Source organism: Staphylococcus delphini (assembly GCF_900636325.1).
Taxonomy (GTDB): domain Bacteria; phylum Bacillota; class Bacilli; order Staphylococcales; family Staphylococcaceae; genus Staphylococcus; species Staphylococcus delphini.
Genome location: NZ_LR134263.1, coordinates 1 through 12,835, shown reverse-complemented (window position 1 = coordinate 12,835; position 12,835 = coordinate 1). Strand labels below are relative to the sequence as shown.

General features: G+C 39.7%; 9 protein-coding genes and 1 other annotated feature (1 of these 10 cut by a window edge). Of the genes, 1 reads left to right on the top strand and 8 read right to left on the bottom strand.

What is annotated here, in order from left to right; translation table 11 throughout:
• Positions 1–154 (bottom strand) — a binding site (T-box leader) (it extends 40 nt beyond the left edge of the window).
• Positions 155–203: 49 nt separating this feature from the next.
• On the bottom strand, positions 204–1,706 hold the full coding sequence (gene hutH / locus EL101_RS00045; protein ID WP_096595917.1) for a histidine ammonia-lyase: 1,503 nt from the start codon (positions 1,704–1,706) through the stop codon (positions 204–206).
• 346 nt (positions 1,707–2,052) lie between these two features.
• Between hutH and EL101_RS00040 the strand changes: the two genes are divergently transcribed.
• A complete protein-coding gene (locus EL101_RS00040) occupies positions 2,053–2,868 on the top strand; it encodes an NAD(P)H-hydrate dehydratase (RefSeq protein WP_096595916.1) in 816 nt (271 codons plus the stop codon).
• Positions 2,869–3,120: 252 nt separating this feature from the next.
• On the opposite strand, the gene gyrA is transcribed toward EL101_RS00040, so the two are convergent.
• From gyrA to dnaA, 7 genes are all read right to left on the bottom strand, one after another.
• The gene (gene gyrA / locus EL101_RS00035) at positions 3,121–5,757 is read right to left on the bottom strand and encodes a DNA gyrase subunit A (RefSeq protein WP_096595915.1); all 2,637 of its coding nucleotides are present in this window, start codon (positions 5,755–5,757) and stop codon (positions 3,121–3,123) included.
• Positions 5,758–5,792: 35 nt separating this feature from the next.
• The gene (gene gyrB, locus EL101_RS00030) at positions 5,793–7,724 is read right to left on the bottom strand and encodes a DNA topoisomerase (ATP-hydrolyzing) subunit B (protein ID WP_370498355.1); all 1,932 of its coding nucleotides are present in this window, start codon (positions 7,722–7,724) and stop codon (positions 5,793–5,795) included.
• 13 nt (positions 7,725–7,737) lie between these two features.
• Complete coding sequence (gene recF, locus EL101_RS00025; RefSeq protein WP_096539791.1) at positions 7,738–8,853, bottom strand: DNA replication/repair protein RecF; 1,116 nt, start codon at positions 8,851–8,853, stop codon at positions 7,738–7,740.
• Complete coding sequence (locus EL101_RS00020; protein WP_019169016.1) at positions 8,850–9,089, bottom strand: RNA-binding S4 domain-containing protein; 240 nt, start codon at positions 9,087–9,089, stop codon at positions 8,850–8,852. Before EL101_RS00020 ends, recF begins: the two co-directional genes overlap by 4 nt.
• Positions 9,090–9,208: 119 nt before the next feature.
• Positions 9,209–9,898: a DsbA family protein gene (locus EL101_RS00015; protein WP_096595914.1), complete on the bottom strand. Its 690-nt coding sequence runs from the start codon at positions 9,896–9,898 to the stop codon at positions 9,209–9,211.
• Positions 9,899–10,185: 287 nt separating this feature from the next.
• Positions 10,186–11,319, bottom strand: a complete 1,134-nt coding sequence (gene dnaN, locus EL101_RS00010; RefSeq protein WP_096595913.1) for a DNA polymerase III subunit beta — start codon at positions 11,317–11,319, stop codon at positions 10,186–10,188.
• Between the two features lie 172 nt (positions 11,320–11,491).
• Positions 11,492–12,835: a chromosomal replication initiator protein DnaA gene (gene dnaA / locus EL101_RS00005; RefSeq protein WP_019166049.1), complete on the bottom strand. Its 1,344-nt coding sequence runs from the start codon at positions 12,833–12,835 to the stop codon at positions 11,492–11,494.

The following is a 12,835-nucleotide window of genomic DNA, read 5'->3' as shown; positions in this document are numbered from 1 at the left end:
GACAGAATATGCCTGCACTCTCACAAAAGTTAACGGTTTCACCCGAATTGTTTTCAAAACGTGGGTAGATTTCGTATAGGTCTGTACATTTGTTTTCACCGACCACAAACTCTCTAATTCCATTGCTATACTACTTAATCCACAAACAATGATTTATTTCGATTTCACATTTAATATAACAAAGAAAATTTCGAATAGCAAGCTTATTTCTGATATGCCAGATTCTTTAAATATTTCGCCACATTTTCAATATCTTGATGAAATGGTCGGTCTTCTTGAATGGATGGTACCACTTTACGCAATGCTTCATATTGTTCGCGTGTTTTGGGTGACAATTGCTCAACCCCTCTTAACTCGACGGCTTGTGAGGCTATAATCGCTTCAATCGCAATGACGCGTCGTGTGTTTTCTAAAATTTGATAGCCGTGACGTGACGCAATCGTACCCATGGAAACGTGGTCCTCTTGATTGGCGGATGAAGGAATCGAATCAACACTCGCCGGATGCGCCAATGTTTTATTTTCTGATACAAGACTCGCTGCCGCATACTGCATAATCATCGCGCCACTTTGCAAGCCTGGTTCTGGACTTAAAAAGGCAGGGAGACCCCCATTGAGTTGCGGATTGACTAAACGTTCAAGACGACGTTCCGCCACGTTTGCTAATTCACTTGTCCCGAGCTTTAAGAAATCCAAAGCAAATGCGACAGGTTGACCGTGAAAGTTACCGCCAGAAATGACCAATGTCTCATCGCCTTCATTAAAAATAAGCGGGTTATCGTTTGCTGCGTTCATTTCAAATTCTAACTTTTCACGAACGTATTGAAACACTTGGAAGCTCGCACCATGAATTTGTGGAATACAACGCAATGTATAAGGATCTTGAACACGCATTTCCCCTTGGCGTGTCGTGAGTTTGGACCCTTCAAGCCAGTCTGACATCCGTCTCGCTACAGCTGTCTGTTCTTCAAAATTACGCACTTGATGGACCGCTTCATGATAAGCATCTGTAATACCATGTAACGCTTGATGTGTTAATGCGGCAATCCATTCTGCTTGATATGCCAAATTTTCAGTTTCTATCCATGAAATAACCCCTTGTGCTGTCATTGCTTGTGTACCATTAATCAGTGCCAATCCTTCTTTCGCTTGTAACGTTAAAGGCTTACGGTTGAACTGTTTTAAGACGTCCGAGCTGTCTAAAACTTCACCTTTGTATTCGACCTTACCTTCACCAATTAACGCTAAAGCAAGGTGTGACAGTGGCGCTAAATCACCCGAAGCACCGAGAGAACCTTGTTGTGGAATAACAGGAATGATACGTTGATTGATGAAAAACACCAATTGCTCTACTAAATCCATCGTCACTCCTGAATGACCTTTCAATAAAGTGTTTAAACGTAAAACCATCATCACAAGCGAAACATTCGATGCAAAAGGGGCACCGATACCACACGCATGTGAACGTATTAAATTAACTTGTAATTGATTGTACCTCTGTTGATCAATGAGTACATCACTAAACAAACCAAATCCTGTTGTAATCCCATACACGGTTTCTTTATTGGCAATAATCCGTTCTACTATAGCACGACTTCTTTCCACACGCGCCTGTGCTTCCTCAGTCACTTCAACTTTATCCTCATATACTAAAAACTGTCGTATAGCCTCAATCGTCAGCTGCTCACCTGTTAAACGTAATGTCATTGTCATCCTCCCATCCTTCGTCACGTGACACACAAAATGTCTATTTCTTTCAAGTATAATTTCAGGAAATCGTTTTCACAATACTTTCAGCCAAACTCGTAATATGGTATCAAATTAACCTTTTAACGTACTAAATGAATTCACTTAAGTAAATATCGAAATTTAAGTTACTTTTTCAAAAAATAAAAGTGCTACAAAATGGGGGAGCATGCATAGTCGCCCACTTTTGCATAGCGCAATGACAAATGGTCGCATTGAAACCTTGGAATACCTATTGACGAACAAGCCAACCAGGTATAATATATCTTGTTGTAATAATGGAAATTCCGGATAGGAGGTCTCAAACGTGAAAACATTGTCAGCTGTTCACATTCCTAAACGTAAGGATGACACACATAAAGGCGACTATGGACGTATTCTGTTAATTGGGGGCAATGCCAATTTAGGTGGCGCCATCATGTTAGCAGCACGCGCTTGTGTATATAGCGGAAGTGGCTTAATTACAGTCGCAACGCATCCAACAAATCATGTCGCATTACATTCTCGTTGTCCCGAAGCAATGGTCATCGACATCAATGATACGAAAAAACTAACGAAAATGATTGAAGCTTCTGATTGTATTTTAATCGGACCAGGTTTAGGGTTAGATTTTAAAGGTAACAATGCAATGACATTTTTACTGCAAAATATTCAACCCCACCACACTTTAATTGTGGATGGTGATGCGATTTCAATCGTCAGCAAACTTAAACCTGAAATTCCAGCTTGCAATGTCATTTACACACCACATCAAAAAGAGTGGGAGCGTTTGAGTGGCATTCCGATTGAGGAACAAACGTATGAAACAAACCGTGCCGCAGTTGATCGTTTAGGTGCTACGGTCGTGCTCAAAAAACACGGTACAGAAATATACTTTGAAAATGACGCATACAAGCTTGAAGTCGGTAGCCCAGCGATGGCAACAGGTGGCATGGGGGATACACTTGCCGGCATGATTACGAGCTTTGTGGGACAATTTGACGACGTGATTGATGCCATTACAAGTGCAACTTATACGCACAGTTATATTGGAGATAAGTTGGCAAAGGATATGTATGTCGTACCCCCATCAAAAATTATTGATGAAATTCCTTATGCGATGAAGCAATTAGAGGAAAAATAATATTTTACAAATCGTAGGAAGAAAGACTCGGAAACTTCAATGTGATCCGAGTCTTTTTGTTTTAATTGAAAAATGGATTGGTGGTTATCAACACTTCTACGACACATGTATGATTCAAACAAAACGTTGTCCAGTTGAGACGAGGCTTAATCTGGAAACGGCCGCATGGTTCAGCAATCTTATCCTAACAACTCAAAACAAAAGGCGATGATCTCGTGTCATTTAGAGATCATCGCCTTTTCAATTTATCTGTTATTTATCTTCATTTTCAATATCTTCATTCACGCGATCCATAAAGTCTTCTCTCAATGTTTCACGTTCTGGTGATGCTTCTTCAAATTCTGGAGCTTCCGTGTGAATCGTATCACCAGGTGTCGTATCATCGACAACAACTTCTACGTCATCAATTGTCTCTGATGTTGTTTGCTCATCTGCTTCGATGTCTTCTGGCTCTTTCTTCACTTTCGCCACTGTCGACACATACTGTTCATCATCTAATCGAATGAGACGCACACCTTGTGCCATACGACCGTTGATAGAAATATTAGAGACTTCCATACGAATGATGACACCTTGATTTGTCACAACCATTAAATCTTCGTCGCCTTCTACAGTTGTAATACATACGAGTCGACCATTTCGTTCTGTCAGTTTCGCTGTTTTCACACCCATACCGCCACGGTTAGACAGACGGTAGTCTTCTATCGATGTGCGTTTACCGTAACCTTTTTCTGTTACGACTAAAATTTCATCTTGATTGTCATCATCTGCAACGTCTAAACCAATGACTTCATCACCATCTCTTAAACGGATCCCTTTCACCCCTGCAGCAATACGGCTCATCGCACGTACGTCTGTTTCTTTAAAACGAATGAGTGATGCTTGGGCTGTACCGATAAGAATGTGTTTCTCGCCATCTGTTAAACGCACCGCAATCAGTTCATCATCATCACGGAATTTAATCGCGATTTTACCGTTACGATTAATACGGTTGAAGTTGCTCAATGCTGAACGTTTGATTAAACCTTTTTTCGTTACGAATACGAGGAAGTCTTCTTCAGAGTCTAAGTCTTTCACCGCAATCATCGTACTGATCACTTCATCTTGATCGAGCTCAATCGCATTGACAATTGGAATCCCTTTAGACTGACGGGAGAGTTCCGGCACTTCATAACCCTTCAGTTTGTAGACACGTCCTTTGTTTGTAAAGAACAACACATGGTCATGCGTGCTTGTCGTCACTAACTGACTTACGAAATCGTCATCAAGTGTATTCATGCCTTGTACGCCTCGACCGCCACGATTTTGCGCACGGTAGGTTGAAGCAGGCAAACGTTTAATGTAGTTGTTATGACTCAATGTGATAACGATTTGCTCTTCTGGGATTAAATCTTCATCTTCTAATTGATCAATACCACCGAGTTGAATTTCAGTACGACGGTCATCGCCAAACTTCTCTTTAATCTCAGTCAATTCTTCACGAACAAGTTCTAATAGCTTTTCTTCATCCGCTAAAATCGCTTCTAATTCAGCAATATACGCAATTAAATCATTATATTCTTGTTCAATTTTGTCGCGTTCTAAGCCTGTCAGACGTCTTAAACGCATGTCTAAAATCGCTTGTGCTTGACGTTCTGAAAGGGCAAAGCGTGACTGTAAACTTTCCATCGCTACTTTATCTGTCTCTGATTCACGAATGATTGTAATGATTTCATCAATGTGATCGAGAGCAATTCTTAGACCTTCAAGAATGTGCGCGCGGTCTTTCGCTTTACGTAAATTGTATTCCGTACGACGGCGTACAACTTCTTTTTGATGCTCTAAGTAATGATAAAGTGCTTGCTTCAAGTTAATCAATTGAGGGCGTCCATTGACTAAAGCAATCATGTTCACCCCAAATGATGTTTGAAGTGGCGTTTGTTTATATAAATTATTTAAAATGACGCTCGCATTCGCATCTTTACGTACATCAATCACGACACGCACACCTGTACGTAAGCTCGTTTCATCACGTAAATCTGTAATGCCATCGATTTTTTTATCACGGACTAATTCCGCAATTTTTTCAATCATACGTGCTTTATTCACTTGGAATGGAATTTCTGTCACGACTATACGATCACGACCGCCACCACGAGATTCAATTTCAGCTTTAGCTCTCATAATGACAGAACCGCGACCTGTTTCGTATGCGCGTCGAATACCACTTTTACCAAGAATCAACCCGGCAGTTGGGAAGTCTGGGCCTTGAATGTCTTCCATCAATTCACTAATCGTAATGTCTGGATTATGGCTTAGACTCAGTACGCCATCGATCACTTCACGCATGTTGTGTGGCGGGATGTTGGTCGCCATCCCAACCGCGATACCTGACGCACCATTGACGAGCAAGTTAGGGAAACGCGATGGCAAGACGCTCGGTTCACGCTCATTACCGTCATAGTTGTCGATAAAATCAATCGTGTCTTTATTGATGTCGCGTAATAATTCAAGTGCAAGCTTCGTCATACGTGCTTCTGTATAACGCATTGCCGCGGCACCATCACCATCCATCGAACCGAAGTTACCTTGACCATCTACAAGTGGATAACGATAGCTGAAATCTTGTGCCATACGTACCATTGCTTCATAAATTGACGAGTCACCATGTGGATGGTATTTCCCCATGACATCCCCTACGATACGGGCAGATTTTTTATACGGCTTGTCAGGGGTCATACCTTGTTCATTGAGGCCATACAAAATACGACGATGTACAGGTTTTAGACCATCTCTTACGTCTGGCAAAGCACGAGATACGATAACACTCATCGCGTAGTCTAAAAACGATTCGCGCATCTCTTTGCTGATATTACGTTCATTAATTCTTGATTCAGGTGTTTCAGCCATCAAGATATCCTCCTTCTCATTTTCCAATTCTCATTCTAGAAATCCAGGTTCGCATATACGGCGTTATCTTCAATGAACTGACGACGATTTTCAACGACATCGCCCATTAACATTTCAAAAGTTTGGTCTGCTTCAATCGCATCATCCAACGTCACTTGCAACATCGCTCGGTTTTCTGGATTCATTGTTGTCTCCCATAACTGATCCGCATTCATCTCACCTAAACCTTTATAGCGTGCAATAGACCATTTTGGCGTAGGATTCAGTTTTTCTTTTAATTTATCAAGCTCACGATCATTAAACACATAATACTTTTGTTTACCTTGCGTCAGCTTGTACAACGGTGGCTGTGCAATATACACGTAACCCGCTTCAATCAACGGACGCATAAAGCGATAGAAGAATGTGAGTAATAACGTACGAATATGCGCACCATCGACATCCGCATCGGTCATAATGACAATCTTATGGTAGCGTGCTTTCGAAATATCGAATTCGCCGCCAATACCTGTACCAAATGCAGTTACCATTTGACGAATTTCATTGTTGTTTAAAATTTTATCTAAGCGTGCTTTTTCAACGTTTAAAATTTTACCACGCAACGGTAAAATCGCTTGTGTACGTGAGTCACGACCTGATTTTGTAGACCCCCCGGCAGAGTCACCCTCTACTAAGAAAATCTCACTTTCAGACGGATCTTTACTTGAACAGTCCGCTAATTTACCTGGCAAACTTGAAATGTCCAAAGCAGATTTACGGCGCGTTACTTCACGTGCTTTTTTAGCAGCAATACGTGCGCGTGATGCCATAATCCCTTTTTCTACGATGATGCGTGCCACTTGAGGATGTTCATATAAAAAGCGCTCAAAAAGCTCTGAGAAGACACGGTCAACAATTTGACGGACTTCAGAGTTACCTAATTTTGTTTTCGTTTGACCTTCGAATTGTGGATCACCATGTTTAATCGACACGACTGCTGTTAAGCCTTCGCGTGTATCTTCACCTGATAAACGATCCTTATCTTCTTTAATTAACTTGCTTTGTGTACCATAATTGTTCAACACTCTTGTCAATGCACGTTTAAAGCCGTCTTCGTGCGTCCCACCTTCATACGTATGAATGTTGTTCGCATATGTTAGTAGATTTGTCGCAAAACCACTGTTGTATTGTAGTGCAATTTCCACTTCAATGTCGTCACGTGTTTGGTGCACATAAATCGGCTCATCATGTAAAGGCTCTTTATTTTCGTTTATAAGCTCCACATACGACTTAATTCCACCTTCATAGTGATAACTATCCTCACGCACGTTTTCTTCGTCACGTTCGTCTGTGAGCGTAATACGGATGCCTTTATTTAAAAATGCCAATTCACGAATACGTTTTTGCAACGTTTCATAGTTATAAACGGTTGTCTCTTGGAAAATCGTACCGTCCGCTTTGAAACGGATGACTGTTCCCGTTTGATCTGTATCGCCCACTTGTTTTAAATCAAAAGCAGGGACACCTTTATGGTACGCTTGATGATGAATACGACCGTCTCTGTGCACATAAACTTCTAATGTGTCACTTAAGGCGTTTACTACTGATGAGCCCACACCGTGTAAACCACCTGAAACTTTGTATCCACCGCCGCCGAACTTACCACCAGCGTGTAATACTGTTAAAATCACTTCAACTGCAGGACGTCCCATTTTTTCTTGAATATCAACTGGAATCCCACGTCCATTATCCGTAACTTTAATCCAATTATCCTTCTCAATGACTACTTCTATGTTATCAGCATATCCTGCAAGTGCTTCGTCAATACTGTTATCGACAATTTCCCAAACGAGATGATGCAGACCGCGTTCTGAAGTTGAACCAATATACATACCTGGTCGCTTACGTACCGCTTCAAGACCTTCCAATACTTGAATCTGACTTGCGCCATAGTTTTCTGAGTTGTTCACATCAGCCAAAACTTCCACCTTCACTTTCTGCCTATTGCTTTATATTTCCTTGTGTAATCCGATATACCTTTGCATCCTTCATAATTTCATGATCAATACCATCTACTGACGTGGTCGTGACAAAAGTTTGTACTTTATGTTGAATGGTGCTCAAAAGATGTGTTTGACGTGCATCATCCAACTCACTTAAAACGTCATCAAGTAATAAAATGGGGTATTCCCCCACTTCCTGATTCATTAATTCTATTTCTGCTAATTTTATCGAAAGTGCCGTCGTGCGTTGTTGGCCTTGAGAGCCGTAAGTTTGTGCATCCATGCCATTCACTTGAAATGCTAAATCGTCACGGTGCGGTCCATACAAACTCACACCGCGCTCAATTTCACGTTCCATATGGTGTTGCACATTTTCTAGCACTTGTTGAATTAAGACGTCCTCAGACTGCGAGACGTCTTCTATTTTGATGCTTGGTAAATATTGCAGTGTCAAAGTTTCGCGTTCATTCGTAATCCCAGAATGAATCGGCGCGGCAAGCAATTCTAACTCTTTAATGAATTGCTGCCTACGCTGAGTCACTTTAACCGCATATTCTACAAATTGATGATTCAATACTTCAAGCATCGTCGTATCTTGTGTCTTTTTGAGCTGTAGTTGCTTCAAATAATGGTTACGTTGTTTTAAAATGCGTTGATATTGAGATAAATCATTCAAATACAAGCGCGAAATTTGACCGAGCTCCATATCAATAAAACGCCGTCTCACTTGTGGTGCTCCTTTGACGATACTTAAATCTTCCGGGGCAAAGAGGACGACATTCAAATGGCCAATATACTGGGTCAAACGACTCTGTTCTAAATGATTCACCTTAACTTTTTTACCTTTTTTCGTAATAAACATCGTGAGCGGCATCATGCCATGACGAAAATTAAGCTCACCTTCTATTTTAGCATACTCAGCATTAAAGCGAATCAATTCCCTGTCATTCGTCGTACGGTGGCTTTTTGCGAGTGCCAAAGTATAAATCGATTCTAATAAATTGGTTTTCCCTTGTGCGTTTTCTCCGATTAAGATATTGACCTCTGGGTGACAATCCAGGCTTATCTGTTCATAATTGCGATAATTTTCTAGTTGGAGTGTTTTGAGTTTCATTGCTCACCGAATTTGATGATGTATGAACCTACTTCAGGAATGTCTAATTGATCGCCATCTTGCAGTTTTTTGCCACGACGCGTTTCCAATTCGCCATTTAAGAAGACCTCATATTCACTTAAGAACCATTTCGCTTGGCCCCCAGATTCAATAATGCCTTCATAGTTTAAAAATTGTCCTAAAGTTAGTGCGCCATCAACGATTATTTCCTCAGCCAAATTCATCACTCCATTCATATTTGCTCACTTATATATTATACATTTTTATTGCGAAAATTTCATGCTCTAGAAAGGAATTTTCACGTAAAAGTTTCATGTGGAACATCTGAATCTGTTTCAATGGCTGTACGGCTATTTTATTCTTCAAGCGCTTTGTCGATTTCGTCTTTAATCGCGTCGAAATCTGTCTCGTCTTCAACCTGTTTACCGTTCACATAGAGTGCGGGTACGTATGGGACTTCCTCTTTTTTCGCTAATGTATGATCTTCTTGCGCGCGCTTAGCCATCTCTCCTTTTTTGTCACGATAAGCTACCGTAATTTGTTTACGTACTTGCTCGCTCAAATCTAATTTTTGTAATTGCTGTTGAATTAAATCGTCTGTTAACCAATGTTGACGACCAACATCATCTTTATTGTGAGGTTGCTGTTCAAAAAGTGCATGATGAAATTGCCAATATTTGTCAGGAGCATATTGATTCACCGCGAGTGCTGCTTTAGCGCCGAGTTCAGATTCGTCTCCATGGATTAATACGTTGACATAACGAAATTCAACTTTGTTATTGTCAATATATTCTTTTTCTAATTTAGGCTTGATATTACGTTCAAAATCTCCGCAATATGGGCACTTAAAGTCTCCAAATTCTACGAGTAATACTTTAGAATCTATTTTACCTTGTGTCGGTTGCTTTTGAGTCTCTGCTGCGAGTGTTTCGCCTGATCCGCTGTTGCCTTTGTTCGATGTTTTGAAAGTGGCTAAGCTAAACAAGATACCTGCAACGATTACGACAACAATGAATACAATCAACCATTTATTTTTCTTTAACATAGGTCCATTCCTCCATTCATTCGTTATATTAATTATACTAAAGTTAAATCACTTTGAATAATTACACGTGCAAGTTCAGCAAATGACTTTAAAAATTTTGTCATTTTTTTTGCAACACATTGGAATGGTGACATTGTTAAAAAATTGGTGGATATCGCTTGTGACTTTGTCTTGTAAAATTTTCACATATTTTGTGCAAACTATTAGGAAAATTTTAATGGTTTAGCTAAGCATAAAAAAAGCAGTTGGTTTGGTAGCCAACTGCTTTTTTATAACGTCGTACCGGTTTAGTACGTACGGATTGGTAAAATAAGTTGTGTCACAGTGTCGTCATCTTTCGGTTTTAAAATAAATGGTTTCATCGTACCGAAAAATTCTACTTCAACTTCTTCGTTATCAATGGCTTTGAGTGCATCCATCATGTACTTCGAGTTGAAAGAAATTTTTAAGTTGCCGCCCTCAACATCATTGGCAGTCACTTCTTCTTTAACGGTACCAATCTCTGGTGATGTAGAAGACAATTCAATTTGCGTATCTCCTGTGCTTAATTTGATGACATTGTTGCCACCTTCACGCGCAAGTAATGACGCACGATCAATCGCATGATAAAAATCAGAGTTATTGAGCCCTAACTTAATTTCGTAGTTTTCAGGGAATAAACGAGATGTATCTGGATAATGTCCCTCTAATAAACGTGAAATAAAGTTGACATTGCCTACTCTAAATAAAACTTGGTTCGATGCGAAGAAAATATCGATATGATCTTCACTGTCAGTCATAATTTTGTTTAACTCCGCTAATGCTTTACCAGGAATGATGACATTTTTATCTTCAATCTCTTCGTCAAGCTTCAACTTTCTTACAGCCAAGCGGTGTGAATCAGTCGCAGTGCATATTAATTCATTTTGTTGTATAAGCCAGTTCACACCTGTCAGTACTGGACGTGTTTCTGAGGTGGACACTGCAAAATTCGTTTGTGCAATAATGTTTTTCAGCACTTTTACTGGTAATTGTAGTGCGTCATCACTAGAAACTTGTGGTAAAAGTGGGTACTGATCTGGATCAAGTCCACTTAGGTTGAATTCAGAATGTGCTGAAGTAATTAATGTTTGAAATTGTTCGTTTGTTGAAAGTCTAACTTCTTTACCTGGTAGTTTTTTAATAATGTCTACAAAGAAGCGGCCTGGTAACACGACTGAACCAGGTTCAACCACGTTAATAATTTCTTGACCATCGACTTGGTTAGGAATTGTAATTTCGATTGAGATTTCAGAATCAGATCCTGTTAAAACAATCCCTTCATTCGTCGCGTCTATTTTAATCCCCGTTAAAATGGGTAAAGTTGCTCTTGGTGAAATAGCTTTTAATGTGTCATTTAATTGAGTGATAAAATAATCTCTTTGAATAGAAAACTCCATCATCTATAAACTCCTTTCAGTCGTTTATATAGTTAATAGTTATTAATAAATTAGTAATCATAGTCATAGGTGCTGTGGATTAGTGGATAACTTTAAAAAAGTCGCGAAAATAAAGGTTATTCACATGTGGATAAGCTGTGCATCATGTGTACAACTTTTCCACGTTATCCACAAATCAACTTCGGATATCTTTTTCCAAACTTTCGATTTCTTGACGCAAAGTTGGGTCATTATCGATATCTTTTTTAATTTTATCATGTGCATGGATGACTGTTGTATGGTCACGGCCACCAAATTCTTCGCCAATTTTAGGTAATGAAAAATCTGTTAGCTCACGTGATAAATACATTGCGATTTGTCGCGGATATGCGATAGATTTCGTTCTTTTCTTAGCTACAAAGTCTTCAATTCGCACACCATAATATTCGCCGACAACCTTTTGGATATCTTGAATCGTGATTTTTTTAGTTTTAGTCACTTGAATAATATCTTTTAATGCATCGGCAGTAAGTTCTGTTGTGATGGGTTTTCCTTGAAGTTTTGAATAGGCTAAGACACGTGTCAAAGCACCTTCAAGTTCACGAATATTCGTCTGAATCTGATTGGCAATGTAAGTTAAAGACTCAATTGGAATATCGAGATTTTCTTCTTCAGTTTTTTTCTGTAAGATCGCCATACGTGTTTCGAAATCAGGTGGTGTAATGTCCACGATAAGTCCCCATTGGAAGCGTGATTTAAGACGTTCTTCTAAAGTTGAAATTTCTTTTGGCGGGCGATCGCTAGAGATGACGATTTGCTTCTTGTTTTGATGTAAATCGTTGAAAGTGTGGAAAAATTCTTCTTGCGTTTGTTCTTTCTTTTGGATGAACTGAATATCATCAATCAATAGAATATCGATGTTACGATACTTTTCGCGGAATGACTCGGTATCATTGTTTCGAATCGATTGAATGAATTCGTTCGTAAACTTTTCACTCGATGTGTAAAGTACTTTCGCATCTGGATTATTTTCTAACACGTAATGTCCAATCGCGTGCATAAGATGCGTTTTTCCTAAACCTACGCCACCATAGATAAAGAGTGGATTGTAGGCATTAGCTGGTGATTCCGCAACAGCAAGACTTGCAGCATGCGGGAAGCGGTTACCAGGTCCAATTACAAACGTTTCAAAAGTGTTGTTTGTATTGAACTGCTCACCAGACACAACAGGTTCAACAGGTGTCGAATGACCTGATGGATGAGATGACGAAGCGACATTAAGTTCTTGTAGATCTTCTTCAGTAATGAACTTAATGGTATTAATGCTTTGTTGCGTCACAGCTTCTAAATATTGCTTAATCAGCTTTGTGTAGTTAGTCGTAAGCCAATTCGCAATAAAAGGCTGTGCCGCAATGACGATAGCTTCATCATGAGATAGAGCATAGAGTGTTGTGTCTTTGAGCCATGTGTCATATGAAACAGTAGTGACATTTTCTTTACATAAGCTGAGAACGTTATCCCAAATTTCTTGTTCTGACAT

Coding starts and splice junctions, on each gene's coding strand:
- dnaA (WP_019166049.1), bottom strand. CDS start 12,835: ATGTCAGAACAAGAAATTTGGGATAACGTTCTCAGCTTATGTAAAGAA.
- EL101_RS00015 (WP_096595914.1), bottom strand. CDS start 9,898: ATGTTAAAGAAAAATAAATGGTTGATTGTATTCATTGTTGTCGTAATC.
- hutH (WP_096595917.1), bottom strand. CDS start 1,706: ATGACATTACGTTTAACAGGTGAGCAGCTGACGATTGAGGCTATACGA.
- EL101_RS00020 (WP_019169016.1), bottom strand. CDS start 9,089: ATGAATGGAGTGATGAATTTGGCTGAGGAAATAATCGTTGATGGCGCA.
- gyrA (WP_096595915.1), bottom strand. CDS start 5,757: ATGGCTGAAACACCTGAATCAAGAATTAATGAACGTAATATCAGCAAA.
- recF (WP_096539791.1), bottom strand. CDS start 8,853: ATGAAACTCAAAACACTCCAACTAGAAAATTATCGCAATTATGAACAG.
- dnaN (WP_096595913.1), bottom strand. CDS start 11,319: ATGATGGAGTTTTCTATTCAAAGAGATTATTTTATCACTCAATTAAAT.